The following is a 25,431-nucleotide window of genomic DNA, read 5'->3' on the forward strand; positions in this document are numbered from 1 at the left end:
AGGGGTAGGTCCGCCCGGTGCTTTCCTTACCCATTCCTGCCCCGCCGCTGAGCGATCACTTCGCCGCCGAGGGCTGTCTGCGACTGCCGTCGCTCGTTCCGCCGCATCTGCTGGAGGAACTGACGCGTGATGTGGAGCGGCTGGAGAAGCTCGCCGTGCGCCGGGACTTCGCCATGGCGGCGACGGCCGATTCGCCCCGCCACATGACCACCCTCGGCGGCCACACCATCGACCGGGAGTCGACCCTGATCCCGCGCCTGTACCGCGACCGTGAACTCCTGGCCTGGCTGGGCGACGTCTCCTCGCTGGCCGCGGTCGAGGTCGCCGACCCCCTGGAGCGGCACGTCCTGAACATCCTGCACCGGCCCGGCGACACCCATGGCGCCCACACCGACGACTACCCCCTGGCCCTGGTGCTCTTCATCGAGGCGCCCGCCGACCCGGCCGACGGCGGGCTGCTGCACTACACCCCGCGCAGCGGCGCCCTCGACGCCCTGGACGCCACCGCCGAGCGGGCGCATCACCGCAGTGGCGACGGCTATCTCCTGCGGGCCGACACCACGGCCCACCGCGTCACCGCGCTGCGCAGGCCGGGCATCCGTCGTACGGTCCTCAACTTCGCCTACACCACCCCTGACCGGCAGCGGGCGCGCACGTCGACGGCCTCCGCGTTGTACGCGCCCTAGAGCGGCAGCGCGCACACGGCCAGCGGAGCGGCGAACGGCTTTCCCGCCAGGCGCAGTTGGCCGGACTTGCCCACCTGGAAGACGCTCACCGAGTTCGACTTCTGGTTCGCCGCGAACAGCAGTCGCTGCGAGGGCGAGAAGGCGATGTGCCGGGGAAAGTCGCCGCCGACGGGGACCGTGTCAAGGAGCCGCAGCCGGGCGCCGCCCGCTTCGACGGCGTACCGCGTCAGGCTGTTGTGCCCGCGGTTGGCGAGGAAGGCGAAGGCGCCGTCACGCGTGACGACCAACTGCGCCGGATAGCTGGTGCCTTCGCCCGTTCCGGTGGACTGCGGAGCGCCGGGCGTCAGCCGCCCGGTCGCGGGGTCGTAGGCGCAGACGACCACCGTGTCGTCGAGCTCGTTCGCCAGGTAGGCGAAGCGCCCGGAGGGGTGGAAGGTCAGGTGGCGCGGTCCCGCACCCGGGCGCACGGTGGCGTACGAGACCTGGGTGAGCTTCCCCTTCTTCGGGTCGAGGCGGTAGCTGTAGACGGTGTCGTTGCCCAGGTCCACGGCGAGCACATGGCCGCCGTCCGGGCTGGTCACGATCTGGTGGGCGTGCGGCCCGTCCTGCCCGGGGCCCGGGGGCGGGCTGGAGTGGGCGACCAGATCGCTCAACTCGCCCAGGGCGCCCGAGGGTTGGATCGGGTGGACGGCCACGCTCCCGGAGAGATAGTTGGCGCTGAGCAGCCAGCGCCCGCTCGGGTGCACGGACAGATGGCAGGGCCCGCCGCCGCCCGTGCCGCGCGCGCCCAGGACCTCGGGCCCCGACGGCGAGAGCGCGACCGCGGTCACGCCTCCCTTCTCCCGCTCGTTGACGGCGTACAGCGTCCTGCCCGAGGGATGGAGGCAGAGGTAAGAGGGATCGGGTACGCCGGTCAGCGCGCCGGTGTCCGTGATGCGCCCGGTCGCCTCGTCGTACGTCGCGAGGCCGAGACCGGTGCCGCCGCCGTCCTGGGTGGTGTACGTACCGAGGAAGAGCCGTCCCGTGCGGCGCGGGCGCCGTTCGGGGAGCAGGGCGGACGCCGATGCGGGCGCGGGTGCGGCGAAGGCGGCGGCGGTGGCCGTGGCGGCGACGGCCCCGATGAACCCGCGCCGTCCCCAGCCGCTCGCTTCGGGCCGTCCCTCGGACCCGCCGTTCATCCCTGCCGCCATGTCCGCTCCTCGATCCAAGTGTCGGTAGTGAGGCGTGTGGCAGACAGCGTGATGCCCAGAACCCACACGATCAAGAGGCGCAACCCGAGTTGCACTCCGCGCAACGCTCGATCGGCGTGGTGTACAACGTGTTAACTACGTAGAGTAACAATGGCCGACTTGCTGCGCATATGCGCCGTGCAGTGGCCGGTGATACCACCCTGAGGTATGAACTGGCCCTGAGCGGGCAAGATGTAGGTGCCATTCGCGGTGCCGCCCCAGTCCCCGGCGGCGTCGGGCGCCGGCCTCCGGGCCGCGCCGCTCGCGTTGTCGTAACTCTTCGTATGCGGGGTGTAGGGAATTGGGGGTGGACCATGGGTACGCCCGACCCGGGCTTTGGACTGCACCACCATGTGGTGGACGGATCGATCGTTCTGACGTTCCGCGGTGAGCTGGACGCGTGGGCGGACCTGGAACTCACGCCGCGCATAGCGGAGTTACTGGACCGTCCAGGCGTGGATGTGGTGGTGGACCTGCGGCAGGTGTCCTTCCTGGACGCCGGCGGCCTGCGGCTGCTGGTGCGCATCAAGGGCCTGGCCATCGCGAGACAGCGCTCCCTGCGGCTGGTGCGCAGCAGCCCACGCGTCTGGCGGGTGCTGCGCATCACTCGGCTCGACCGCAGTTTCACCGTTCTGGACAGCATGCCCGTCGGCCTGGACACGCCCGACGACCGTGAAGGAAACCTGAACAGACCAGCCTAGAAGGGGAGCAAGTGGCAAATCTGATTACATGATTCGCCGCAGCCCCAGCCGAACCTTCAGCCGCAGCCACAGCCGGACCTTCACTGGTCCAGGTCCTGGCCTTCGCATGCCCACGTCCCCCTTCCCGCGCTCCCTGCTGACCGCGACCGTCCTGCTCCTGGCGCTGCCCGCCGCCCCGGCAGCCGCGACAGCCGCCCGCCCCGAGCCGCCGTGCACCGCCGGAACCGCCCCCTACCAGCGCCAGCTGGAGCGCGAGCTGCGCAGACCGGTCGACGGGGTCCAGTCGCCGGAGGACTGCGCGGCGATCCGCCGGCTTCAGCGGCGGCTCGGCGTCTCTCCCGCCGACGGGCGCGCCACGCTGCGCACGTACCGGATGGTCGTCGCCGACCAGGCGCGGCGCGACCCCGTGGCCCGCCGAGGCTGTCCCTCCCGGGCGTACCGCGTGGTCTGCGTGGACCTGACCCGGCAGATCCTCTGGGTGCAGGTGGGGCAGCGCCTCGTCTTCGCGCCGGTGCCGGTGCGCAGCGGCCGCGACGGTCTGGAGACGCGGCGCGGCTGGCACCGGATCTACTGGAAGCACCGGGACCACTTCTCGACGATCTACAACGTGCCCATGCCCTACGCCCAGTTCTTCAACGGCGGCCAAGCCCTGCACGGCACCCGGCACGACCTCTTCTCCTCCGGATCGGGCGGCTGCGTGAACCTGACGGTGGCGGACGCGAAACGCCTCTACGGATTGCTGCACAAGGGTGACCGGATCTACGTGTGGGGCACGAAGCCCGGCACCGGCGGCTGACCGGCCGTCAGCCGCCGGTGCCGGGCCTCACTCAAGGCTCGGACCGAGCCCTCGATGGAGGCTCAGCCCCTGCCGCCCTGCCCCTTCCCCTTGAGTCCCTTGTCCCCCTTGCCCGTGTCGTCCCGCACATTGCTGAGCTTGACGGTGACGCCCGCGGTGGCGTTCTCCTTGGTCAGCCGGTAGGGGCCGGTGACCTTGGGGGAGGGCAGGCGATAGCCGTCCGGTACGGCGGTCTCCTTGAGGTAGTAGGAGCCGAGCGGCTGGTTGGTGAAGTCGCAGCGGCCCCGGCCGTCCGTGGCGCAGCCCTGCCCCCTGCGGGTGTCCGGGTCTGCCCCTGAGGTCTGCAGTCCCGCCCTGCCGTTGGTCTCGCGCCACAGTTCGAACACGGCCCCGGCCAGCGGTCGGCCGCTGGTGCGGTCCGTCTTGACGACGTGCAGGGAGCCCACCGTCTCGCTGGCGGGCGTCTTCTTGTTCTTCGCGGTCACCCTGACGCCGTCACGCGCGTTGGCCGCGGTCACGACGAGCGGGCCGAAGGAGGCCGGTGACGGCAGGTCGTACCCGTTCGCGGGCTTGGTCTCCACCCAGTAGTACGTGCCCAGCGGCACCGTCCGGCCGCACTCGCCCCGGGCGTCCGTGGTGCACGGCTCGCCGACCTGGACATCGGGGTCGGCGCCCGAGGTCTGCACGCCGGGGACACCGTTGGTCTCGTGCCAGAGCTCGAAGACCGCCCCGGGCAGCGCCTTCCCGTTCTCCGCGTCCTTCTTGGCGACCTCGACCACGCCCGTCTCCGTCGGGGCGGCCCCGCACTCGGGCAGGTCACCCACGAAGGGGTAGTTGTGGAACTCCTGGCCGCCCCCGCCACTGGCCGAGCTGGTGTGGGTGAGGGAACCGGTCGTGAAGAAGCGTCCGTTGATGCCGGGCACGCTGACCGTCGTGTTCGAAGCGTTCTGGCCGATCAGTACGCTGCCCTGGAACTGCCCGGTGCCCTTGATCTCCACGTCCGTCGCGTCCGGGAAGTTCCACAGCAGGCGCTCCCGCAGCCGGTTGAGCGGATCGGTCGCGTCGTCGATGCCGCCGCTGTAGGTGTTCACGACCCGCCGCGTGCCCAGCACATTGACCAGGACCGTCGCCCCGTCCGGAATGTTCGCGAACCGGACGCCCTCCTGCCCGCCGCTCGCACCGGCCAGGTCGAAGTCGACGTTGAACACCTGGAGCGCCGATGTGCCGTCCCCGGTGAACACCGTCTCGCCGCCCCCGTGCACGGCCGTACCGGTCGGCGTGCGCGTGCCGGCCTCCCCGTGCGCGTAGCACTGGCTGGCCACGTTCAGCTGGCCGCGCAGCGCGGTGTACGGCGCCGCCGCGCCCGCGTCCTCGGTCACGTCCCGGGCCAGGATCGTGCCGCTCGCCGCGCCCGCGTGGCGTACGACCCCGCCCTCGGCGAGGAGCCGCTCGCCCGCGCCGACCGTGACGCGGCCGCCGGTGGTGAGCCAGTCGGAGCCGATCGGCGGCGCGACCCGGGAGCCGACGCCCGCCTCGCCGACGTTGTAGGCGGCGCTGACCCCGGCCGCCTTGTCCTGGTCGAAGTCGCCGAGGACGACGACGCGCCCCTCTGCCTCCGCCGCGCTCCCGCGCACCAGGAAGTCGCCGCCCGCGAAGACGTTGATCGCGTTGTCGCGGAACCGGACCGGATCATTGGTGACGGGCGGGTAGGGGCCCGGCGGGCAATTGCCCGGGACGCAGGGCCCGAGGCCTCCCGGAAGCGGCGCGGCCGCTGCCCGGTCGGCCGGTGGGTCACCGGCTGACGCGAAGGCGTTCCCGGAGGGGAACAGCGGGACGGACGCGGCGGCGAACGCACAGCTCAAGGTGGTCAGCAGGCGTCCGGCGCGGTGCGTTGGGAACAGTCCGAGCATGTCGATTACCAGCTCCTCAGGCGATAGGAAAGGCTCCTCGCCAGGCAGCTTGCGACAGCCTCCCGCCGGGCTCGGTGCGGCAGGCCGCGTTCTCCCGGGGAGCGGGCCAACTTCCACTCTCACGGCGGCTCCCGAAACCCGATGGCCGGTTCTGGCTCGCCGTGACGGAAGTTGACCACTGACAGCCACCGCTCGGATACGGTGTGCGAGCTGTCTTTGTTTCCCGTGGATACGCGAGGAGTTGCTGAGTGGACCGCAGTTCTGTGATCCGGATCCGTACTGTTCTGGCCGCTCTGGGCGTGGCGACCGCGATGGCGGCCGCGCCCACCGCGACGGCGGCGGCGGAGCAGAAGCCGACGCCGACGGCGGGGTCGGCGGGGTCGGCGGGGGCGCCGTCCTCGGCGCCGCACGAGCCCTGCACCGGCGAGTTCCACAAGGACGCCCGCCTCGGCCCGAAGTGGCTCCCCAAGAAGTGGCAGGAGCCGGTCGGCCCGCTGCTCAAGGGATGGAAGCGCACGGGCGGCCTCTCGCCCTCGTCCTTCCTGAAGAAGTACTGGGAGGGCCCCGCCGACACGGGCAGCTGGAAGTATCCGCCGAACGACGGCTTCGAGACGGTCAACGGCCAGATCGACAAGCACCCCGAGGAGCTGGAGGAGGGTGAACTCCTCGACCGCTTCGGGTCGGAGTTCGGCTCGTTCCTGGCCCCCGCGGGCGACTCGTACGCCGAGCGCGCGCTGCCCCCGCAGAACCTCAACACCCGGGACGCCGCGGTCGCCTGCGACTACCGCGTCTACGAGGTGAGCAAGCCGTTCTACGTCTGGCAGGGCGGCATCGCCCCCTGGTTCGCCCAGCCCGGCGGCGGCCAGCAGATCAAGCTCGACCCGGTCTTCCTGGACCCGGGCGAGGGCCAGCGCCTGAACGTGAAGTGGCTGCTCCAACACGGCTACCTCGAGCCCGCGAACGACTAGCGCGCCGATGGACGTCCGTGGACTGCCCGCCGCGCTGCGCGCAGCCGGTGTCGCCGAGGGCTACTACTGGATCGAGGGCGTCCACGAACCGGCCCCCACGCCCCCCGACTTCGTCTACCTGCGCAGAACCGAGGACGGCGAGGCGTGGGAGACCGGGACGTACGAACGCGGAACGCACCACCCCCTCGCCCGGCACACGGACGAGGGGGAGGCCTGCGCGCAGCTGCTGCGCCTACTGCGGTGAGACGGCGAGGGCCTCGTGCTCACAGGCCTCGTCGATGCCGTACGTGTCCCACGCGGGGAACGGGTCGTCCGCCGGTGCCGGACGGCCTTCGCCCTCGGTCATGAGGCAGTCGGCTAGCGCCGCGCGCAATGCGTCGGCGCGCAACCGCGTCCCGATGAAGACCAGTTCCTGCCCGTGGCGGTCGCCCGCGTCGCGTGCCGCGGACGGCTCGAAGCGCGCCACGGACCCCGCCTGGGACCACAAACCGGTCACGTTCGGGCGGCTGGCGAGCCAGAAGAAGCCCTTGGACCGCAGCACGTCGCCGAAGGCCCCGCTGTCCAGGCCCTCCGTGACGAAGGTCCACAACCGGCCCGGATGGAAGGGCCGTTCGGCGCGGTAGACGGTGCTGGAGATCCCGTACTCCTCGGTCTCCGGCACATGGTCACCGTTCAGCTCCCGCACCCACCCCGGGGCCTGCTGCGCCCGCTCCAGGTCGAACAGGCCGGTACCGAGCACCTGCTGGGGATCGACACGGCCGTGGGTCGCGGTCACGACGCGGGCGGGCGGGTTGAGGCGGGAGAGGGTGGCGATGAGCCGCTCGGCGCTCTGTGCGTCCACGAGGTCGAGCTTGTTCAGGACGATGACGTCCGCGAACTCGATCTGGTCCATCAGCAGATCGCTGACGGTGCGCTCGTCCTCCTCGTACTGATCGAGACCGCGCTCGACCAGACCGTCCCCGCCCGCCAGTTCCGGCAGGAAGTTCGCGGCGTCGACCACCGTCACCATCGTGTCCAGGCGGGCCAGGTCGCCGAGCGTGGCGCCGTCGTCGCGCGGGAACGCGAAGGTGGCCGCGACCGGCATCGGCTCGGAGATGCCGCTGGACTCGATGAGGAGGTAGTCGAACCGGCCCGCTCGCGCCAGGCGGTCGACCTCCTCCAGGAGATCGTCGCGCAGGGTGCAGCAGATGCACCCGTTGGTCAGCTCCACGAGCCGTTCCTCGGTCCGCGAGAGGGCGGCGTTGCCGCCCCGCACGAGCGCGGCATCGATGTTGATCTCGCTCATGTCATTGACGATCACCGCGACGCGCAGGCCTTCGCGGTTGCCCAGGACATGGTTGAGCAGGGTGGTCTTGCCCGCGCCGAGGAAGCCGGACAGGACGGTCACCGGCAGGCGTCCGGCCATCTCCGGTCAGCCCTCGGGCCGCAGCAGGCCGCGCTCGTACGCCTTGGCGAGCCGCTGGGGCACCAGGTAGGCGGAGCCGTCGACGGTGATCGGCACGAGCTGTGGGGTGCTGGCCTTCCACTGGGCTCGGCGGTGGCGGGTGTTGCTGCGGGACATCTTCCGCTTGGGTACGGCCATGGTTCCGGGTCCTTTCTCGGCGTGCGATGCCGAGTCTCGGCGGTGCGGTGCCGAGGCTATATGAAAATGGTTCCCGTTTCGAATTAGGGAGGTGCCGGCCGGTCCCGAGCCCGTGGTTGACAGGTCGAACGCGCCCGCGACAGCATCCGGGCGATGGAGATCACCGACCTGACACCGGCCGAGCACCGCGTCTGGCAGGCGTTCTCGCTCGGCGAGGGCGTCGACTTCCGCGAGAGCCCCGACGACGACGCCCGGGCCGGCGCGTCCTGGGGCCCCGAGCGGACGCTGCGCGCCGAGGTGCTGCGGGCGCTGCTGCTCAACGGGCCGACGCGGGAGGGCGAGACAGCCGGCATGAAGGTGACCGGCGCGCGGATCACCGGGCGGCTCAACCTCATGTACGGGGCGGTCGAGCATCCCGTACGGCTGCGGTCCTGCCACTTCGAGGAGGTGCCGGACCTGTACGGGGCCCAGGTCCGCGCCCTGGTGCTCAGCGACTCGGTCCTGCCGGGCCTCACGGCGGGAAACCTCCGCGTCGAACTGGTCCTGCGGATCAGCTGCTGCCGAATAGCGGGCCCCGTGCGGCTCGCGGGCGCGCAGATCGCCGGCGCCTTCTTCGTGAACGGGGCGGAGCTGGGCACCCCGAGCGCTCCCGACGAGCCGCCCGCACCGGACTCGCCCGACCCGGAGGGGGAGGCGGAAGCGGTCCTCCAGCTGAACCACGCGGTGATCGGCGCCGATGTCTGGGCCGTGGGGCTGGTGGCCCACGGCCAGGTCCGACTGAACGGCACGACCGTCGCCGGGCAGGTCAACCTCGACGGCGCCGTGCTGAACGCCCCCGGTGGCGTCGCCCTGTACGCCGAGACCCTGTCGGTCGGCACCGATCTGCGGGCCATGCGGCTGCGCGCCCGCGGCACGCTCAACCTGAGCGGTGCCAGAATCCCGCGGCACGTCAATCTGGCCTACGCCCGCCTCTCCCGCCCCGGTGGGACGGCGCTGCGTGCCAGCAGCTGTGTCGTCGGCGAGTTGTGGCTGCGGGAAGCCGCCCCGGTCCAGGGTGCCGTGAACCTGCGCCGCTCCCAGTTCGACCTGTTGCACGTCCCTCCGGAGGTGTGGCCCGGCGAGGTCAAGCTCGACGGCCTCGCGTACCAGCGGTTCGCCCCGCACCTGCCCGCGGAGGCGCGGCTGCCGCTGCTCGAGCGCGAGGCGGCGGGCTATCTCCCGCAGAGCTACGAGCAGTTGACCGCCGCGTACCGCACGGTGGGCGACGAGGCCGCCGCCCGCACCGTGCAGCTGGCCAAGCTCCGCCGCCACCGGCGCACCCTGCCGCCGTACGCCAGGATCTGGGGCCACCTCCAGGACGTGACGGTCGGCTACGGATTCCGCCCGATGCGCGCCGCGGGGTGGCTGCTCGTCCTGCTGCTCATCGGCGCGCTCGTCTTCGCCCTGCACCCTCCGCGCCCGCTGAAGTCCGACGAGGCCCCCGACTTCAACCCCGTCTTCTACACCCTCGACCTGCTCCTCCCGATCATCGGCTTCGGTCAGGAGCAGGCCTTCGCGCCCGAGGGCCGGTACCAGTGGCTCTCGTATCTGCTGATCGCCACGGGCTGGGTCCTGGTCACCACGGTGGCGGCCGGTATCACGCGCTCGCTCAGCCGCCAGTGACCGACAGCGGTGACCCATCGCCGGTGACGAACATCGCCGACCCGCATACAGGCGGAGCAATGATCGATATCCTCCAGCGAAACGCTCAAACGAACACCTGACGGGTACGTCGCGAGGGGGTCGGCAGCATGCGGGAGCCGAGGGATGTCAGGCGGCAGCGGATACTCGCGGTCGTGCAGTCGCGGGGTGAGGCGCGGCTGAGCGACCTCGCCGACGATCTCGAGGTCTCGGTGATCACCGTGCGCCGGGACGTCGAAGACCTCGCCCGCGAGGGCAAGTTGCGGCGCGGCCACGGGGTGGCGCGGTCGGTCGGGCCCGTGGAGCGCGGCGCGGCGCCCGCCGAGCCGGTGACGGGCGGCGGGGCCGTGGCGCTGATGGTGCCCGAGCGGCACACCTATCTGTACGAGACGATGCACGGGGCCCGGGGCGTCCTGAACGAGGCCGGGATGCGGGTCGCGCTGCACATCGCACCGCAGGTCGAGGGCGCCGAACGGCCGCTCGTGGAGCGGGTGCTTGCCGAGGACGTGCGCGGGCTGCTCATCGCCCCGCGCTGGCGCACCGCGGCCGAGGAGGAGGCCGACTACGCCTGGCTGGCCGCGTCCGGCGTGCCCACGGTCCTGATGGAGCGGCGGCCGCGTGCGGGCAGTGCGCTGCACGCCATGGACTCGGTCTGCACCGACCACTGGTACGGCATCCACCTCGCCGTCGACCACCTCGTGCGGCTGGGCCACCGGCGGATCGTCCTGGCCGCCCGTGACGACAGTCCGACGGCCCGCGCGCTGCGTGCGGCCTTCGCCGAGATCGCCGCGTCCAGGCCCGACGTCGAGGACTGGAGCGTGATGCTCAGCGCCGAGGGCGCCGGGCCCGGCCGGGTGCGCGAGCCGCTGGACCTCGCGGCGCGGCTGCGCGAGCACGGGGCGACGGCCGCCGTGCTGCACGGCGACGTGGACGCGCTGATGCTCGTGCAACAGCTGATGGACCGCGGGGTGCGGGTTCCGCAGGACTGCTCGGTGGTGGCGTACGACGACGTGGTGGCCGCGCTCGGCAGCACTCCGCTGACGGCCGTCTCCCCGCCGAAGCACGAGGTGGGACGGACCGCGGCCGGACTACTGCTGCGCAGGCTGGGGGAGTTGGCGGGACCGGGTGCCGGGACGCCGCAGCGGGTGCAACTCCTGCCGGAGCTGAAGGTCCGTGGATCCACCGCTCCTCTGCGGATCGTTTGACCGCTTGAGTTTCTTTTGATCGGTCTATTGACCGGCACCGTTCACGCGATCAGGATTCCCGTGTCCCGAACAAGAGCCGCGGGAGGCACCCATGCCTGGTCGACCGAGCCGCCGGTCCCTGCTCGCCGTGACAGCCACAGTTCCCATGACAGGTGCGCTCAGCGCCTGTTCGGGCAGCACGGGCGGCACGTCGAGCGGCAAAGGCGGCACCACACGCATCACCTTCTGGTCCGCACTGCGCGGAAGCCAGGAAGTGGTCGACGCGTTCAACAAGACCCACGACCGCATCCAGGTCGAGTTCCAGCAGATCCCGTCCGGCGCCATGGGCGGCTACGCCAAACTCAGCAACGCCGCCCGGGCCGGAAACGCCCCGGACGTCGCCACGATCGAATACCCCCAGGTCCCCGGCTTCGCCATCGACGGCGTCGCCCGGGACATCACCTCCCTGGTGAGCGACCGGCTGCGCGCGAAGCTGCTGCCGCAGGCCCTGTCCCTCACCACCTTCGAGAACCGCGTCTACACCGTCCCGCTCGACGTCGAGCCGATGGTGCTGCACTACCGCGCCGACCTGTTCGACCGGTACGGCATCGAAGTCCCGCGCACCTGGGACGAGTTCGCCGAGGCCGCACGCACCGTGCGCGACAAGGCGCCCGACCGGCGCATCGCGCTCTTCCCCACCGACGGCGGCACCCAGTTCGCCGCCTGGGCGTGGCAGGCGGGCGCCCAGTGGTTCGACACCCGTGGCGGCGCCTGGAACGTCTCGCTGACGGACCGTCCGACCCGGAAGGTCGCGGTCTACTGGCAGCGGCTCATCGACGAGGAACTGCTCTTCGTCAACGCCAGCGAGAGCAGGCACTACGACTCGCAGCTCGCCGAGGGCCTGGTCCTGGCCCGGCTCAGCGGCGCCTGGGACGCGGGGTCGCAGATGAACGCACGTCCGGGACAGAAGGGCCTGTGGGCCGTGGCCCCGCTCCCGCAGTGGGACCCGAAGAACCCGCTGGTCGGCACCCACGGCGGCTCCACCTTCGCCGTCACCAAGGACAGTCGGAAGCCCGAGGCCGCCATGGAGTTCATCGAGTGGCAGGTCTCCCACCCCGACGCCCTGCGCGCCCGTCTCTCCAGCGGCACCAGCAGCCAGTACCCGGCCGTCCCCGACCTGGTCTCCGTGGGCCGCAAGGCCTTCGACCGCACCTACTACTCGGGCCAGGACATCTACCGCCTCTTCGAGGAACAGGCCGAGACCATCCGCGACGGCTGGGTCTGGGGCCCGCGCATGACCGCCACCCAGAAGGTGATGCAGGACGGCTTCGCCCGTGCCGGCGGCGGCAAGGGCTCGCTCATCGACGCCGTACGCGCCGCGCACGACGGAACGCTGCCGGACCTCAAGGCGCTCGGCCTCTCCATCACCGAGCACAGCACATGACCGGCTTGAGCGTCCGGAGCGGGACCGAAGCGCCGGCGCGACCGAAACCTACGGAGCCGCAGCAGCCCCGTACGCCGACGAGCACCAGCAGAAAGGCAGGTGACCCCCGATGACCACGACCGCGCCCCCGGCCCGCGCCACCCGCACCGCCGACGCCCCCGCTCCCGCACGCGGCGCCCGCACGCGTGCGCGACGCCGTGAACACATGGCGTGCGGCGTCCTGATGACCCCCTTCCTGATCCTGTTGGTGACGGTCTTCCTGATACCCGTCGCCACCGCGGTCTGGCTGAGCTTCTTCAGCGACGACCAGCCGGGCCTCGGCTTCGGCCCGGAGAAGACGGTCTTCGTCGGCCTGCGCAGCTACACGGCCGTCCTCACCGACCCGACCTTCCTCGGCAGCCTCGGAATCGTCGCCCTCTACTGCCTGATCTACATCCCGCTCATGGTGATCGGCGCCCTCGCCCTCGCGCTGCTGCTCGACTCGGGCGTCGTACGGCTGCGCGCCTGGGCCCAGTTGGGGCTCTTCCTGCCGCACGCCGTGCCGGGCATCATCGCGGCCCTCATCTGGCTGTACCTCTACACGCCGGGGCTCAGCCCGGTCGTCGACCTGCTCTCCAAGGGCGACATCCACATCGACTTCCTCGGCGTGAACACCGTGCTCCCGTCGATCGTGAACATCGCCCTGTGGAGCAACCTCGGCTACAACATGGTGATCTTCTACGCCGCCCTCCAGGCCGTGCCCCGAGAGGTCATCGAGGCCGCCGTGGTCGACGGCGCGGGACCGGTGCGCACCGCGCTCCAGGTCAAGGCACCGCTGGTGCGCTCCTCGATCGTCATGGTCGCCATGTTCACCCTGATCTGGGCGATGCAGCTGTTCACCGAGCCCATGCTGCTCAGCCAGTCATCCCCGATGATCAACACACGCTTCTCGCCCAGCATGTACATCTACGACGCGGCCTTCACCCGCAACAACTACGGCCTCGCCGCCGCGGCTTCGGTGATCCTGCTCCTGTGCACGGTCGCCCTCTCCTACGGCGTCACCCGCTGGACCAACCGCTCCCAGAAGGAGGCCGCACGATGAGCGCCGACACCCTCACCGCGCACCGCCCCCGCCTCCTGAGCCGCACCGTCGTCAACACCGTGGTCGGCATCGCGGTGCTCTACACCCTGCTGCCCGTCCTGTGGCTGGTCCTCGCCGCGTCCAAGAACCGCGACGCGCTGTTCAGCAGCAACTTCTTCACGCTGGCCGACTTCTCCTTCGTGCAGAACCTGCGCGACCTGTTCGCGATGGACGGCGGCCTCTACGGCCGCTGGTACACCAACAGCCTGCTGTACGCCGTCCTGGGCGCCGCGATCAGCGCCCTGGTGAGCGTCGCCTGCGGCTACGCCTTCGACAAGTACCGCTTCCGGCACAAGGAGAAGATGTTCGGCCTGGTGCTCGCCGCGGTGATGGTGCCGCAGACGGTGCTGGCCCTTCCGCTGTATCTGATGGCATCGGCCACGGGTGTCGTCGACACCTTCTGGGCGGTGTTCATCCCGGTCCTCTTCAACCCGTTCGGCGTCTATCTGGGCCGGATCTTCAGTCAGGGGTACGTGCCCGACGAGGTGCTCGAAGCGGCCCGGGTGGACGGCGCGGGGGAGCTGACCACCTATGTGCGCGTCTCCCTGCGGATGCTGGGACCCGGCCTCGTCACGGTGTTCCTCTTCCAGCTCACCGCCATCTGGAACAACTTCTTCCTGCCCATGGTGATGCTCTCGGACGAGAAGCTGTACCCGGTCAGCCTGGGCCTCTACACCTGGAACAGCTCGGCCACCGTCTCGCCCGAGTACTACCCCGTGGTGATCATCGGTTCGCTCCTCGCGGTGCTGCCACTGATCCTCGCCTTCATCCTGCTGCAACGCTTCTGGAAGTCGGGCCTCACCGCCGGCTCGGTCAAATGAGCCACCGGTGAGCCACACGTGAGTCATGTGAAAGGGAATGTGCCGATGAACGGCAGCAGCCACCGCCGTCCGCGCACCGCGCTCGCCATGGCGCGGGACGCGGCCACGGCCGTGCTCGGCCCCGGCGCCCTGGCCGCACTCGGCCAGGTCTGCGATCTGGAACCGGACACCGTCCTGGACGACTTCACCACCGAGCGGGCACGCTCCGTGCTCCGGGACGTGGAGGTCCTGGTCACCGGCTGGGGCTGCCCGCCGCTGGACACCGCCGCGCTCGCGGCCGCGCCCCGGCTGCGGGCCGTCGTCCACACCGCCGGGTCGGTACGCGGCCACATCACCCCGGAGTGCTGGGAGCGCGGCATCGAGGTGTCGTCGGCAGCCGCGGCCAACGCCCTGCCCGTCGCCGAGTACACCGTCGCCATGATCCTGCTCAGCGGCAAGCAAGTCCTGGAGCGGGCAAGGGAGTTCAAGGCCACGCGCCGCCGCGACGAGTGGCTCGGACTCTCGCAGGGCGTGGGCAACTACGGCCGCGGCGTCGGCATCCTCTCCGCCTCGATGATCGGCCGCCGCGTCATCGAACTCCTGCGCCCCTACGACCTCCAGGTCCTGCTGCACGACCCGTACGTCTCCGACGAGGAGGCCAAGGCGCTGGGCGTACGGCCGGTCGGCATCAGGGAGCTGTTCGCGAACAGCGACGTCGTCAGCGTCCACACCCCGCTGCTGCCCGCCACCCGCGGCCTGGTCGGCCGCGAACTGATCGCCGCCATGCGCCACGAGGCGGTGCTCATCAACACGGCCCGCGGCGCGGTCCTCGACCAGGACGCCCTCACCGAAGCCGCCCTTGCCGGCCGCATCCGTGCCGTCCTCGACGTCACGGACCCCGAAGTCCTGCCCCCCGAGCACCCGTTGTGGGAGTGCGACAACGTCATGATCACCCCCCACCTGGCCGGTTCCCAGGGCAACGAGTGGGGGCGCCTCGCCGACCTCGCCGTCGCCGAAGTCGGCCGCTGGGCCGCGGGCGACGGTTTCGCCCACGCCGTACGACGCGAAAGGCTGGCCTACCTCGCATGAGCATCCCCGGACTGCCCGAAGACAACCGGGAGTTGAGCCCGTACACCGGCTACACGCGCGAGCACTGGGAGGCCGCGGCCGACGGTCTCCTGAGCGCCGCCTGGCAGTGGGCGACTCCGCGCGGCGCCCTGCTCGACCTGCCGGGACGGCCCTCCGCGTCGGGCGTGCGATCGGACGGCCTGGAGGGATACGCCCGAACGCTGCTCGCCGCCGCGTTCCGAGTGGCGGGCGCCGAGGGCAAGGACCCGCACGGCTGGCTCGACCGGTACGCGGAAGGGTTGGCCGCGGGCACCCGCACGCCCGGCCGCGACGACACCGAGTCCTGGCCGGTGATCCTGGACCACCACGTCCAGGGCCAGCCGATGGTCGAGTCCGCCTCCGTCGCCCTGGGCCTGCGGCTCACCCGCCCCTGGCTGTGGGACCGGCTCGACACCGACGTACAGGACCGCGCGGCACAGTGGCTGCGCGGCGCGATACGCCACGTCCCCGCGCCCAACAACTGGTACCTCTTCCCCTACACCGTGGCCGGATTCCTGGAGTCGGTGGGCCGCGGCGACGCACAGACGGCCAGGGCGCGCGAACGGGCGCTGGCACTCCTGGAGTCCTGGGACCGCGGCCAGGGCTGGTACGCCGACGGGGACGGCCGCGCCTTCGACCACTACAACGGCTGGGCGCTGCACCTGTACCCGACGCTCGACGCACAACTGACCCGCGATCAGGACGAGTTGGCCCGTCATGGCGCCCGCCTGCACGAGCATCTGGAGAGCTTCGGGCTCCTCTTCGGCGCCGACGGCGCCCCGATCCACTTCGGCCGCTCCCTGACCTACCGTTTCGCCGCCGGAGCCTCCGTGGCCCTCGGCGCGCTCACCGGCCACACACCCCTCACCCCCGGCACCTCGCGCCGCATCCTCAGCGGATCGCTGCGCTACTTCCTCGACCGCGGCTCCGTCGGCGCCGACGGCCTGCTCAGTCTCGGCTGGCACGGCCCGCACGACGCGACCCTTCAGCCCTACTCAGGCCCCGCGTCGCCGTACTGGGCGTCCAAGGCGTTCGTCGGACTCCTGGCACCGGCCACCCACCCTCTGTGGACCGCCACCGAGGAACCCGCCCCCAGCGAGACCCGCGACCAGATCCTCGCGCTGCCCGCGCCCGGCCTGCTCGTGCAGAGCACCCGCGCCGACGGGATCGTACGGCTGCACAACCACGGCAGCGACCACGCACGCCCGCACGAGGCCGAGACGGCGTCCCACGAGGACCCGCTCTACGCGCGCCAGGCCTACTCCACCAGGACAGGACCCACGGCACGCGGCAACACCGCGGACAACCACATCGCCGTGGAAGTGGCGGGCGTACGCAGCGCCCGCTGCCGCATCCACCCGCTGGGCGCGGGCCAGGGCGAGGGCTGGGGATGGGCCGCGTCCCGGCACACACCGGCCTTCGTGAGCGGTCCGCCCATGGTGCCGGGGCTGCGCGTGGAGAGCGTCACCGTGGCCAAGGGCCCTCACGAACTGCGCGTGCACCGCGTCGTCGGCGCGCCGCACGGCGCCCACGTCACCCACACGGGCTGGGCGACAGGCCCCGAAGAGTCCTTGCACTCGGCGCTCCACCCCCTGCACGGCTGGACCGGCCAGGACGAACAGCGCGCGCCCCAGGGCACGGCCTTCACCCGGTGGGCCCACCTGCCACGGCTCACGGCCGACGTGGAGGGCACGGCCGTGTACGCGGCTCTGGCGATGCTCACCTCGGAGCAGGAACCCGCGGCCTTGGCGGACACGGCCACCGTGGTGAGCGCGACCCGGGACACCGTCGAGGTGCGGTGGACGGACGACGGCTCCATCACCCGGATCGCCTTCGAGCCGCTGACGGTCGAGCACGGGGGAGGGGCGATCACCGGACCCGGGTGACTTGACCCTCACGTCGCGTCAGGCCGCAGGCTGTACGCGACGAAAGGCGAGGTCCATGAGTTACACCGTGGGGCAGGTCTCCGGGGTCGCGGGGGTCACCGTCCGTACGCTCCATCACTACGACCGGTCCGGGCTGCTCGTGCCCAGCGAGCGCAGCCCGGGCGGGTACCGCCTGTACGGCGAGGCGGATCTGGCGCGCCTCCAGCAGATCCTCTTCTACCGCGAACTCGGTTTCGCCCTGGAGGAGATCGCGGAGATCCTCGCCGACCCGCAGGCCAACGCGCTCGACCAGCTGCGGGCGCGGCACAAGGCGCTGGTGGAGCAGATCGGCAAACTGGACCGTCTGGTGGAGGTCGCCGAGCGGGCCATGGAGGTGCAGCAGACCGGCGTGCGGCTCAGCCCCCAGGAGCGGTTCGAGGTGTTCGGCGAGATCACCTTCGACCTGAGCTACGCCACCGAGGCCGGGCTCAAGTGGGAGAACAGCGCGGGCCACCAGGAGGCGATGAGCCGCGCCGCCGCCCACTCCAAGGAGGACTGGGCCCGCATCATGCGCGAGGCGGCCGCCTGGCGGGCCGAACTCGTCAAGGCGTACGACGAGGGCGAACCCGCCGGGGGCAGGCGCGCCATGGCCCTGGCCGAGGAGCACCGGCAGCACATCACCCGCTGGTTCACGCCCTGCCCGCCCGCCATGCACCGCCGCATCGCCGACGACTTCGCCGAGGACCCCCGCGCCTTCGCCCTCGTCGTACCGCCGTCGGAGCAGCGCCCCCGCCTCGCCGCGTTCCTGCACGCGGCGGTGCGGGCCAACGCTTCAGAGAGCGAGAGCGAAAGGGAGAGCGAGAGCGAGAACGGGGCGGGGAGCCGATGAGAATTCTGCTGGCCGCCGCCGGGTCGTACGGCGATGTCGCCCCCTACACCGGCCTCGGTGCCCGGCTGCGTGCGGCCGGCCACGAGGTCGTCCTCGCCACGCAGGAGTCCTTCGCGCCGCTCGTGCGGGCCGCCGGACTCACCTTCCGTCCGCTGCCCGCCGACACCAGCGCGGGAGGCGGGGGAAATCGGCAGCTGATGCGCACGGCCGCCGCGTTCGTACGGGAGCTGGGGGCCGGGCTCGTCGCCGCGGCGGAACCCGGCGCCGACGTGCTGCTGCTCTCGGCCACCACGGCGCCCCTGGGCTGGCAACTGGCCGAGGCCATGGACGTACCGTCCCTGGGCGTCTACCTGCAACCCACCCACCCCACACGGGAGTTCGCGCCGGTGGTCGGCGGTGGCAGGTCGCTCGGCGGCCTCGGCAACCGTGCGCTCGGCCGCTTCTCGCTGCGGATGGCCGACCGCGTCTACGCCGACGCGGTCGCGGACCTGCGGGCACGCCTTTCGCTGCCCCGCGTAGCGCGGGGCAGCGTCCGGCGCCGCCAGGAAGAGACCCGGTGGCCGGTCCTGCACGGATTCAGCACCGCCGTGGTGCCCCGGCCCGCGGACTGGCGCGAGGGTCTCGACGTCGTCGGCAACTGGTGGCCGCACCACGACCCGGACACCCCGCTGCCCGCCCTCTTCGAGGACTTCCTGCGGGCCGGGCCGCCGCCCGTCTTCATCGGGTTCGGCAGTATGGCCGCGGGCGAGGGCGCGCGGCTGAGCGAGCTGGCCGTCTCCGCGCTGCGCCGGGCCGGGCTGCGGGGAGTCCTTCAGGAAGGGCGGGCGGGGCTGATGGCGCACGGCGACGACCTTCTCACCGTCGACGAGGTGCCCCACGCGCTCCTGTTCCCGCGGATGGCAGCCGTGGTCCATCACGCGGGCGCGGGCACCACGGCGGCGGGACTGCGGGCGGGCGTACCCGCGATCCCGGTGCCCGTGCTGGCGGACCAGCCCTTCTGGGCCGCGCGGCTCGCCGGTCTCGGTGCGGCCACGCGGCCCATCCCCTTCGGGGAACTCACGGCGGAGCGCCTCGCCGAGCAGCTGGGGCGTGCGGTGCGCGAGGCCTCGTACCGGCAGGCCGCCGGTGCCGTCTCCCGCCGGATGGGCACGGAGGACGGTGCCGGTCAGGTCCTCAAGGCGGTCGAGGCTCGGCTGGTCCGCAGGCGTCCGGTCAGCGGCTAGCCGACCGTCACCACCCCGCCCACGACCACGACCTCCGCCTTCGTCCCCGGGATGTCCTCGGGGCGCACCCGCAGGATGTCCCGCGACAGGACGACGAAGTCGGCCAGCTTGCCCACCGTCAGCGAACCCCGCTCGTCCTCGAGGAAGTTGGCGTAGGCGGAGCCCATCGTGTAGCCGTGGACGGCCGTCTCCACGTCGAGTGTCTCGGTGGGCTGCCAGGCTTCGCCGCCGCCGAGGGGGCGACGGGTGAGGGCGGTGTAGATGCCCGCCATCGGGTCCATCTCGGCGACGTTCCAGTCGCTGGAGAGCGCGAGCACCGCCCCCGCCTCGTGCAGGCTGCGCATCGGCCAGGCCTTGTGCCACCGGTCGGCGCCGATGTTCTCGGCCCAGTCCTGGCCGGGGCCCGCGATCTCGGGGGCGCAGTGGCGCGGCTGCATGCAGGCCACCACGCCGAGTTCGGCGAAGCGCGGGGTGTCGGCGGGGTCCAGGCACTCGACGTGGACGACCTGGTGGCGGGCGTCGCGCGGGCCGTTGAGGGTGCGGGCGTGCTCGACGGCGTCCAGGACCGTGCGGATGCCCCGGTCCCCGGTGGCGTGCACGAAGCACTGGAAGCCGCGGGCGTCCAGTTTCGCGAGCAGCTCCGCGAACTCGTGCGCGGGGTAGAACGTGTCGCCCCGGTGCCGCCCGCACCCGGTGTACGGCTCCAGGAGGGCGGCCGTGCGGGGCTCGACGACGTCGTCGATGTACAGCTTGAGCGGCCCGACGCGCAGCCGGTCGTCGGCGAACTCCCGTGCCGCCGCGGCGAAGTCGTCCAGGTCGGCGTCGGAGGTGCCGCGCGGATGGAAGAGCGCGGCGACGATGCGCGAACGCAGCCGTCCCTCGGCGCGGGCGCGGGTGAACAGTTCCAGGTCGTCCAGGGAGTTCTGCGGTTCGACGACCGTGGTGATGCCGAAGCCGATCGCGTCGTCCAGGCTCTTGGCCAGGCGCCCGTACTGCCGGTCGGGCGACGCCCACGGCAGGCCGAGCTCCCGCAGCGCCCGGTGGCCGTCGCGGGAGAGACCCTTGACCGCGAAGTCCTTGATGAAACCGGTGGGTTCGCCCGTCTCCGGGTCGGTCTCGGCGCGGCCGAACGGCAGCGACGTACGGTCGCGGTCGACGCCGAGACGGCGCAGGGCGGCCGTGTTGAGCCAGGCGGTGTGCACGTCGTAGCTCAGGACGAAGGCCGGGGTGTCGCCGGTGACGGGGTCGAGGTCGGCGGCGTTCGGCATCCGACCGCCGGGGATCGCGGAGTAGTCGAACGCCTCGGCCTCGATCCAGTCCGCGCCCGGGTTCTCGCCGCGCCAGGCGCGGATGCGGGTGTGGATCTCGTCGAGGGAGCGGGCGCCCGCGAGTTGGACGCAGGCGTCGTCGGAGCCGAGGCGCACGTGGTTGTGGGCGTCGATGAAGCCGGGCAGGACCAGGCGCCCGCCGCCGTCGACGACCTGCGTCCCCTCGCCGGTCCAGGAAGCCGCTTTCGCGTCGGGTCCCAGCCATGCGATGCGCCCGTCCAGGACGGCGAGCGCCTCGGCCGACGGGAGGTCCGGGTCGACGGTGTGGATGCGGGCGTTGCGCAGGACGAGATCCGCGGGCCTGGGGGCGGTGGAGGTGGTGCTGGTCATGAGAGGTGAACTCCTGGGGCGGTACGGGTGGTTCGTTGGGTGACGGGGGATGTCTCAAACGGAGGCGGAGGCAGGCCCGGTCGCGGGAACGCCGCGGCGGGCCAGCGCCCAGTACGTGAGCCCGGCGACGACCGACCCCAGCAAGGTGAGGTCACCGCCGCCAAGGGGCGCGACCAGCGGTCCCGTCCACAGCTCCGAGTCGCAGGTCAGCGCGGCGAAGGCCATCCCGGCGACGAGGGCGGCCATCCCGGCGGGGTGGAAACCGGACCGGTACCAGTAGGCCCCCTCGCGTCCCGTCGTGTGCAGGGCTCCGGTGTCGTACCGGCACCGGCGCAGCAGCATGTCGGCGAGGAACACCCCGCCCCACGGCGCGAACACGATGATCAGGAGCGAGAGGAAGCTGAGCAGCGACTCGGTGAAGTCGGTGAGGAACAGGGCGCCGAGCGAGCCGAGCGCCGTCACGGCGACGCTGATGACGATGGCCTTCGCGCGGCTCCACGGGATGCCGAGCACCTGGAGGTTGAGGCTGGAGGAGTAGAGCGTGAGGATCGAGTTGGTGACCGAGCCGCCGAGCACGAGCAGCAGGAACACCGGCTGGAACCAGCCCGGAAGCAGCTTCTCCACCCCCGCCACCGCGTCCGTCATGTCGGCCTGTGTGGCGGCCGCGACGCCCGCGACACCGAGCGCCACGGACGAGACGAGACCGCCGAGCGCGCCGGTGACGGTGAGGGAGCGCAGCGAGGTCTCCCGCGGCAGATAGCGGGTGTAGTCGGCGGGCATCGGCAGATACGAGAAGGGCCCCGCGAGCATCACCACGAACGCGAGCGTCCAGCCGGAGAAGCCCGCGCCACCGCCCGATGCGGCACCGAAGTCGGCGTCGGGCAGCACGAAGACGAGCAGCACCCCGAAGCCGGCGGCGAGCACGTACGCCATCCAGCGCTCGGCGAGCTGCACGGTGGCGTGCCCCCACATGGCCACCGCGAAGGTCATCGCGAGGGTGACCGCCAGCGCGAGGGCGCGGGCCGCGTTGCCGCCGCCCGTCCATCCGAGGTCGGTGAAGAGGGCGTCCAGGGCGAGCGTGCCGACCACGGTGTTGACGATGGTGTAGCCGATGGAGACCACCCAGTTGAGCAGCCCGGCGGGGAAGTTCCCGAGGAAGCCGAAGGCGGCGCGGGAGATGACCAGGGTCGCGGTGCCGGTGCGGATACCGCTCAGTCCTGCCGCGCTGATGGCGAAGAAGGAGAGTCCGCCGATCACGACCACGGCGGTGGCCTGCCAGAAGCTGAGGCCGAAGCTGACGGCGAGGGCGCCGTTGATGACGTAGGTGAAGGTCAGGTTGGAGCCGAACCAGAGCCAGAACAGGTCCTTGGCGCTGCCGTGCCGGTCCTCGTCCGGGATCGGGTCGATGCCGTGGGTCTCGACCCGGAACACCTCGTCGCTGGTGACTCCGGTGCTGATCCCGGGGCCGGTTCCTGTCGCCGTCGTCGCCGTCGTCGCTGCCGTCGTCCCAGCGGTATCCGGGGCCTGTCGCGTCATGCGGGCACCTCACTCTCCGGCACCCAGACTTTGAATGCCGTTCTATGACCTAGAACGGCATTCAAAATGCGCCACGGGCCCGGGAGCCGTCAAGACCCTGCGGGAAATCGGTCGCGGACCTCCGGGGATAGGGTCGGCGGGTGGAGCAGGACGCGGGGACCGGAACGGGAGCAGGCGTGGCACGACGGCGGGACGGGCAGGTCGCGCGGGACCGGATGCTGGAGGAGGCGATGACGGCGATCGCCGAGAACGGCCTCGCCGCGCTGACCATGTCCGCGCTGGCCGAGCGGCTCGGCACCAGCGGCGGCCACATCCTGTACTACTTCGGCAGCAAGGACCGCCTGCTCCTGGAGGCGCTGAGCTGGAGCGAGGCCGCGCTCACCGAGGAGCGCCGGGCGCTGCTCGCGGGCCGGGCGGCGCCCGCCCGCAAGCTCGACCGGTTCCTGCGGATGTACCTGCCCAAGGGGCCGCGTGACCCGCGCTGGATGCTGTGGATCGAGCTGTGGGCGCGGGCCGGCGCGAACGAACCGCTCCGCGCGGCCCAGGATGATCTGGACCGCGGCTGGCAGGCGGATCTGGAGGCCCTGCTCGCCCAGGGCGCGGCTCAGGAGGCCTTCGCGGTGGACGACGCCGCGCGCCGCGCCGGTGAACTCCTCGCACTCCTCGACGGCCTGAGCACCCGTGTCGTCCTCGGGCAGCGCGGCGCCGACCGCAAGGGGGCCCTCGCCTCGGCGCGCTCGGCGGCCGAGCGGCTCGTCGGGCACCCCGAGGCGACCGGTACGTAGCCCGAGCGGCCGAACGGGCAGGTCGTGATGGTCATGACGGAGCCGGAGCGTGGAAGCCTCCAGACATGACCGAAAGCGCGAACCTCTATATGGCGAACCCTCGGATCACGGTCCTTGGCGTCAACCCCGGCCGACCGCCCTTCCGCATCGTGGAGCTCGACGGCGAGGTGGTCGGCGAGGCCAGGGAACTTGTCGACGTCCTGGAGGTGGCCGCCCAGCTGGGGGTCGTCGTGCACGACGTGGACGATCCGGACCTGGTGCGCTGGGTGGGCGGCGACAAGTTCACCTGGAAGCCGAAGGAGCCGAAGGAGCCGATGGAGCCGATGGAGCCGCCGGAGCCTGGGGAACCGAAGGGGCCGAACTAGCCGACGCGGGGCGCCGGCGGGGATCGGGGCAGGCCCGGGGATCGGGGTGGCCGGGATCGAGGTCGTAGATCCTGTTCAGGAGCTCGGCCTCGTTGCCCGTCAGGCCCGCGCGGCGCAGCGCTTCGTCCGCCTCCGCGATGGGTCCTGCGAGCAGCGAGGCCGCGGCGGCCGGTGAGGGGCCGGACAGCGCGGCACGTGCGGTGTGCAGCAGCCGCAAGCAGGCCTGGGCGGCGGCCAGTTCGGGGGTCGGCGTGCTGGTCATGTCGAGAGCTCCTCTGCGCGGGGGCGGACGGTCCGGTGGTTCGCACCGGTGGACCCTCCACTCTTGCGCACGGGTCTGACAATCGTGTCCCTACGCGGCCGTGGCGCGGCGGGTGAGCCGCAGCGTGAGGCCTTCGGGCATGAGGGTGAGGCGCTCGGCGACCCGCAGGCGGTAGCCGGGGTCGGCGTGCAGGTCGTAGCGGCGCAGGAGCAGGCCGAGGACCAAGGTGGCCTCGTGCAGCGCGAACTGACGGCCGATGCAGGCCCGTGCGCCGGTGCCGAACGGCTTGAAGACATGGGCGGGCCGCGCGCGCACCGCCGCGGGGGTGAAGCGGTCGGGGTCGAACTCCTCGGGCCGCTCGCCCCACGCCGCCGGATCGCGGTGCAGCAGCGTGGCGAGGACCAGCGCCCAGGCCCCCTCGCGCACGGGGTGCACGCCGCCGAGCGTCGTGTCGTGCAGGGCCTGGCGGGAGAAGCCGGGCGCGGTCGGCCACAGCCGCAGCGACTCGTCCAGGACGCGGCGCAGATAACGCAACTTGGCGACCTGCCCGTAGGCGGGTTCGTCCGCGTCGCCCCAGACCTCGTCGACCTCCGCCTGTGCGCGGGCCAGGACTTCGGGGGAGCGCGAGAGGTAGTGCAGCGCGAACGACAGGGCGCCCGAGGTCGTCTCGTGCCCGGCGACCAGGAAGGTGATGACCTGACGGCGGATGTTCTCGGCGGAGAGCCGCTCGCCCGTGTCGGGGTGGGCGACCTCCAGCATCCGGTCGAGCAGATCGCCGTCGCCGGGACCCGGCGAGGCGCGGCGGGCGGCGACCACGTCGTCGACGGTGCGGTTGAGGTAGGCCATGTCGGCCGCGTTGCGCCGGGTGGCGCCGCGCAGCAGCAGCGGGGCGAGCGCGGGCGGCACGACGTTGCGGCGCTGGGCGTAGGAGAGCGTGCCGACCATGGCCGACACGAAGGGGTGCGGCCTGGACCGCTCGAAGGAGCCGAAGTCGTGCCCGAATCCGGTGCGGGCGATCGTCTCCAGGGTCAGCTTCGTCATGTCACCGGGCACGTCCACGGACCGGCCCGCCGCCTCCCGCTCGTCCCAGCGGGCGGTCAGCTGCCGGGCGACGTCCAGCATCAGCGGGTGGTAGCCGGCCATGGCGTCCCGGCTGAAGCCCGGCGCGAGTATGTCGTGCGCCAGCTGCCAGTTGGGCTCGTGGTTGTACGCGGTGAACAGGCCGTCCCCGGCGACCGGCCGCAGATTGGCGACCCCCAGGCCGACATGCTTGGCGAACCGCGACTCGTCGGCCAGCTCCGCCGCCAGCTCGGCACCCCAGACGAAGACGATCTCCTTGCCGAAGGCCTTGCGGCGGAAGATGGGCCCCAGGCTGCTGCCGATGCGCATCGAGTCCTGCACCGGGGTGCGGACGTTCGCGCCCAGGATGTCGCCGATCAGGGGCAGGCGGCGCGGCGGATGCGGGATGAGGTCCAGACGCGGCCACCCGAGCTCGGCGCTGCGGAACCCTTTGGCGGGCCCGGCGGTACCGGCTGTCCCGGCACCCTCTCCGACCTGCGATGTCTGCGACACCTGCGCCATGTGTGCCATCTCCCTTGTGCCGCAGACCCGTTGAGCCTGTTGTACGCGGATTCAATAAGG

The 25,431-nt window shown here is 71.9% G+C and carries 22 protein-coding genes and 1 pseudogene; 16 read left to right on the forward strand and 7 right to left on the reverse strand.

The features are described 5' to 3' along the window. Positions 1 to 17: 17 nt before the first annotated feature. Positions 18 to 686, forward strand: coding sequence for a HalD/BesD family halogenase (locus tag ACZ6ZP_RS13995; protein WP_361464060.1), 669 nt, complete (start codon positions 18 to 20; stop codon positions 684 to 686). Here the strand turns inward: ACZ6ZP_RS13995 and ACZ6ZP_RS14000 are convergent. Beyond that, positions 683 to 1,876 carry a lactonase family protein gene (locus tag ACZ6ZP_RS14000; RefSeq protein ID WP_469406859.1) on the reverse strand — a complete coding sequence of 398 codons (1,194 nt, stop codon included), beginning with the start codon at positions 1,874 to 1,876 and terminating at the stop codon, positions 683 to 685. The two genes, ACZ6ZP_RS13995 and ACZ6ZP_RS14000, sit on opposite strands and share 4 nt — an antisense overlap. 353 nt (positions 1,877 to 2,229) lie before the next feature. Here ACZ6ZP_RS14000 and ACZ6ZP_RS14005 point away from each other — a divergent pair, with 353 nt between their 5' ends. Then, positions 2,230 to 2,616, forward strand: a complete 387-nt coding sequence (locus ACZ6ZP_RS14005) for an STAS domain-containing protein (RefSeq protein ID WP_366461617.1) — start codon at positions 2,230 to 2,232, stop codon at positions 2,614 to 2,616. A gap of 106 nt (positions 2,617 to 2,722) precedes the next feature. Continuing rightward, positions 2,723 to 3,412 (forward strand): L,D-transpeptidase, encoded by a 690-nt coding sequence (locus tag ACZ6ZP_RS14010; RefSeq protein WP_469406860.1) that lies wholly within the window; start codon positions 2,723 to 2,725, stop codon positions 3,410 to 3,412. A 62-nt stretch (positions 3,413 to 3,474) separates the two neighbouring features. Here the strand turns inward: ACZ6ZP_RS14010 and ACZ6ZP_RS14015 are convergent, their stop codons facing one another. Continuing rightward, a complete protein-coding gene (locus ACZ6ZP_RS14015; protein ID WP_399971914.1) occupies positions 3,475 to 5,322 on the reverse strand; it encodes a choice-of-anchor A family protein in 1,848 nt (615 codons plus the stop codon). Positions 5,323 to 5,633: 311 nt separating this feature from the next. Here ACZ6ZP_RS14015 and ACZ6ZP_RS14020 point away from each other — a divergent pair, with 311 nt between their 5' ends. Continuing rightward, positions 5,634 to 6,290: a TNT domain-containing protein gene (locus ACZ6ZP_RS14020; RefSeq protein WP_469407258.1), complete on the forward strand. Its 657-nt coding sequence runs from the start codon at positions 5,634 to 5,636 to the stop codon at positions 6,288 to 6,290. A gap of 7 nt (positions 6,291 to 6,297) precedes the next feature. Continuing rightward, entirely contained in the window at positions 6,298 to 6,534 is a 237-nt protein-coding gene (locus ACZ6ZP_RS14025; protein ID WP_351156913.1) for a hypothetical protein, read from the forward strand. Here ACZ6ZP_RS14025 and ACZ6ZP_RS14030 read toward each other — a convergent pair. After that, on the reverse strand, positions 6,523 to 7,695 hold the full coding sequence (locus ACZ6ZP_RS14030) for a GTP-binding protein (RefSeq protein ID WP_469406863.1): 1,173 nt from the start codon (positions 7,693 to 7,695) through the stop codon (positions 6,523 to 6,525). The genes ACZ6ZP_RS14025 and ACZ6ZP_RS14030 overlap by 12 nt on opposite strands. Positions 7,696 to 7,701: 6 nt before the next feature. After that, positions 7,702 to 7,872 carry a 50S ribosomal protein L32 gene (gene rpmF / locus ACZ6ZP_RS14035; protein ID WP_351156907.1) on the reverse strand — a complete coding sequence of 57 codons (171 nt, stop codon included), beginning with the start codon at positions 7,870 to 7,872 and terminating at the stop codon, positions 7,702 to 7,704. A 153-nt stretch (positions 7,873 to 8,025) separates the two neighbouring features. Between rpmF and ACZ6ZP_RS14040 the strand changes: the two genes are divergently transcribed. The 9 genes from ACZ6ZP_RS14040 to ACZ6ZP_RS14080 all read left to right on the forward strand — a co-directional run bounded on the left by ACZ6ZP_RS14040 (position 8,026) and on the right by ACZ6ZP_RS14080 (position 19,184). Then, positions 8,026 to 9,534 (forward strand): membrane-associated oxidoreductase, encoded by a 1,509-nt coding sequence (locus ACZ6ZP_RS14040; protein WP_469406865.1) that lies wholly within the window; start codon positions 8,026 to 8,028, stop codon positions 9,532 to 9,534. 128 nt (positions 9,535 to 9,662) lie between these two features. Then, on the forward strand, positions 9,663 to 10,757 hold the full coding sequence (locus ACZ6ZP_RS14045) for a substrate-binding domain-containing protein (protein ID WP_383816774.1): 1,095 nt from the start codon (positions 9,663 to 9,665) through the stop codon (positions 10,755 to 10,757). Between the two features lie 91 nt (positions 10,758 to 10,848). After that, entirely contained in the window at positions 10,849 to 12,180 is a 1,332-nt protein-coding gene (locus ACZ6ZP_RS14050) for an ABC transporter substrate-binding protein (protein ID WP_469406866.1), read from the forward strand. Between the two features lie 109 nt (positions 12,181 to 12,289). Continuing rightward, positions 12,290 to 13,261 carry a carbohydrate ABC transporter permease gene (locus tag ACZ6ZP_RS14055; RefSeq protein WP_366461611.1) on the forward strand — a complete coding sequence of 324 codons (972 nt, stop codon included), beginning with the start codon at positions 12,290 to 12,292 and terminating at the stop codon, positions 13,259 to 13,261. Further along, positions 13,258 to 14,121, forward strand: a complete 864-nt coding sequence (locus ACZ6ZP_RS14060; protein ID WP_469406868.1) for a carbohydrate ABC transporter permease — start codon at positions 13,258 to 13,260, stop codon at positions 14,119 to 14,121. Before ACZ6ZP_RS14055 ends, ACZ6ZP_RS14060 begins: the two co-directional genes overlap by 4 nt. Positions 14,122 to 14,166: 45 nt before the next feature. Continuing rightward, positions 14,167 to 15,189: a hydroxyacid dehydrogenase gene (locus ACZ6ZP_RS14065; protein WP_469406869.1), complete on the forward strand. Its 1,023-nt coding sequence runs from the start codon at positions 14,167 to 14,169 to the stop codon at positions 15,187 to 15,189. Further along, complete coding sequence (locus tag ACZ6ZP_RS14070) at positions 15,186 to 17,093, forward strand: DUF2264 domain-containing protein (RefSeq protein WP_469406870.1); 1,908 nt, start codon at positions 15,186 to 15,188, stop codon at positions 17,091 to 17,093. The genes ACZ6ZP_RS14065 and ACZ6ZP_RS14070 overlap by 4 nt, the downstream gene beginning before the upstream one ends. A 55-nt stretch (positions 17,094 to 17,148) precedes the next feature. Beyond that, on the forward strand, positions 17,149 to 17,961 hold the full coding sequence (locus tag ACZ6ZP_RS14075; RefSeq protein WP_469406872.1) for a MerR family transcriptional regulator: 813 nt from the start codon (positions 17,149 to 17,151) through the stop codon (positions 17,959 to 17,961). Next, on the forward strand, positions 17,958 to 19,184 hold the full coding sequence (locus ACZ6ZP_RS14080; protein ID WP_469406873.1) for a glycosyltransferase: 1,227 nt from the start codon (positions 17,958 to 17,960) through the stop codon (positions 19,182 to 19,184). Before ACZ6ZP_RS14075 ends, ACZ6ZP_RS14080 begins: the two co-directional genes overlap by 4 nt. Here ACZ6ZP_RS14080 and ACZ6ZP_RS14085 read toward each other — a convergent pair. Both ACZ6ZP_RS14085 and ACZ6ZP_RS14090 read right to left on the reverse strand, forming a co-directional pair. Continuing rightward, positions 19,181 to 20,842 (reverse strand): amidohydrolase, encoded by a 1,662-nt coding sequence (locus tag ACZ6ZP_RS14085; protein ID WP_469406874.1) that lies wholly within the window; start codon positions 20,840 to 20,842, stop codon positions 19,181 to 19,183. The two genes, ACZ6ZP_RS14080 and ACZ6ZP_RS14085, sit on opposite strands and share 4 nt — an antisense overlap. A gap of 54 nt (positions 20,843 to 20,896) precedes the next feature. Continuing rightward, entirely contained in the window at positions 20,897 to 22,378 is a 1,482-nt protein-coding gene (locus ACZ6ZP_RS14090) for a purine-cytosine permease family protein (RefSeq protein WP_383816786.1), read from the reverse strand. A gap of 215 nt (positions 22,379 to 22,593) precedes the next feature. Between ACZ6ZP_RS14090 and ACZ6ZP_RS14095 the strand changes: the two genes are divergently transcribed. Then, on the forward strand, positions 22,594 to 23,163 hold the full coding sequence (locus tag ACZ6ZP_RS14095) for a TetR/AcrR family transcriptional regulator (protein ID WP_361464201.1): 570 nt from the start codon (positions 22,594 to 22,596) through the stop codon (positions 23,161 to 23,163). Positions 23,164 to 23,228: 65 nt separating this feature from the next. Then, a pseudogene (locus tag ACZ6ZP_RS14100) lies at positions 23,229 to 23,453 on the forward strand (hypothetical protein); the annotation flags it as partial. A gap of 427 nt (positions 23,454 to 23,880) precedes the next feature. Here ACZ6ZP_RS14100 and ACZ6ZP_RS14105 read toward each other — a convergent pair. Continuing rightward, positions 23,881 to 25,371 carry a cytochrome P450 gene (locus ACZ6ZP_RS14105; protein WP_351156870.1) on the reverse strand — a complete coding sequence of 497 codons (1,491 nt, stop codon included), beginning with the start codon at positions 25,369 to 25,371 and terminating at the stop codon, positions 23,881 to 23,883. Between the last annotated feature and the right edge of the window lie 60 nt (positions 25,372 to 25,431).

This window comes from Streptomyces sp. NPDC054047 (assembly GCF_055585065.1).

Coding starts and splice junctions, on each gene's coding strand:
- ACZ6ZP_RS14000 (WP_469406859.1), bottom strand. CDS start 1,876: ATGGCGGCAGGGATGAACGGCGGGTCCGAGGGACGGCCCGAAGCGAGC.
- ACZ6ZP_RS14005 (WP_366461617.1), top strand. CDS start 2,230: ATGGGTACGCCCGACCCGGGCTTTGGACTGCACCACCATGTGGTGGAC.
- ACZ6ZP_RS14010 (WP_469406860.1), top strand. CDS start 2,723: ATGCCCACGTCCCCCTTCCCGCGCTCCCTGCTGACCGCGACCGTCCTG.
- ACZ6ZP_RS14015 (WP_399971914.1), bottom strand. CDS start 5,322: ATGCTCGGACTGTTCCCAACGCACCGCGCCGGACGCCTGCTGACCACC.
- ACZ6ZP_RS14020 (WP_469407258.1), top strand. CDS start 5,634: ATGGCGGCCGCGCCCACCGCGACGGCGGCGGCGGAGCAGAAGCCGACG.
- ACZ6ZP_RS14025 (WP_351156913.1), top strand. CDS start 6,298: ATGGACGTCCGTGGACTGCCCGCCGCGCTGCGCGCAGCCGGTGTCGCC.
- ACZ6ZP_RS14030 (WP_469406863.1), bottom strand. CDS start 7,695: ATGGCCGGACGCCTGCCGGTGACCGTCCTGTCCGGCTTCCTCGGCGCG.
- rpmF (WP_351156907.1), bottom strand. CDS start 7,872: ATGGCCGTACCCAAGCGGAAGATGTCCCGCAGCAACACCCGCCACCGC.
- ACZ6ZP_RS14040 (WP_469406865.1), top strand. CDS start 8,026: ATGGAGATCACCGACCTGACACCGGCCGAGCACCGCGTCTGGCAGGCG.
- ACZ6ZP_RS14045 (WP_383816774.1), top strand. CDS start 9,663: ATGCGGGAGCCGAGGGATGTCAGGCGGCAGCGGATACTCGCGGTCGTG.
- ACZ6ZP_RS14050 (WP_469406866.1), top strand. CDS start 10,849: ATGCCTGGTCGACCGAGCCGCCGGTCCCTGCTCGCCGTGACAGCCACA.
- ACZ6ZP_RS14055 (WP_366461611.1), top strand. CDS start 12,290: ATGACCACGACCGCGCCCCCGGCCCGCGCCACCCGCACCGCCGACGCC.
- ACZ6ZP_RS14060 (WP_469406868.1), top strand. CDS start 13,258: ATGAGCGCCGACACCCTCACCGCGCACCGCCCCCGCCTCCTGAGCCGC.
- ACZ6ZP_RS14065 (WP_469406869.1), top strand. CDS start 14,167: ATGAACGGCAGCAGCCACCGCCGTCCGCGCACCGCGCTCGCCATGGCG.
- ACZ6ZP_RS14070 (WP_469406870.1), top strand. CDS start 15,186: ATGAGCATCCCCGGACTGCCCGAAGACAACCGGGAGTTGAGCCCGTAC.
- ACZ6ZP_RS14075 (WP_469406872.1), top strand. CDS start 17,149: ATGAGTTACACCGTGGGGCAGGTCTCCGGGGTCGCGGGGGTCACCGTC.
- ACZ6ZP_RS14080 (WP_469406873.1), top strand. CDS start 17,958: ATGAGAATTCTGCTGGCCGCCGCCGGGTCGTACGGCGATGTCGCCCCC.
- ACZ6ZP_RS14085 (WP_469406874.1), bottom strand. CDS start 20,842: ATGACCAGCACCACCTCCACCGCCCCCAGGCCCGCGGATCTCGTCCTG.
- ACZ6ZP_RS14090 (WP_383816786.1), bottom strand. CDS start 22,378: ATGACGCGACAGGCCCCGGATACCGCTGGGACGACGGCAGCGACGACG.
- ACZ6ZP_RS14095 (WP_361464201.1), top strand. CDS start 22,594: ATGCTGGAGGAGGCGATGACGGCGATCGCCGAGAACGGCCTCGCCGCG.
- ACZ6ZP_RS14105 (WP_351156870.1), bottom strand. CDS start 25,371: ATGGCGCAGGTGTCGCAGACATCGCAGGTCGGAGAGGGTGCCGGGACA.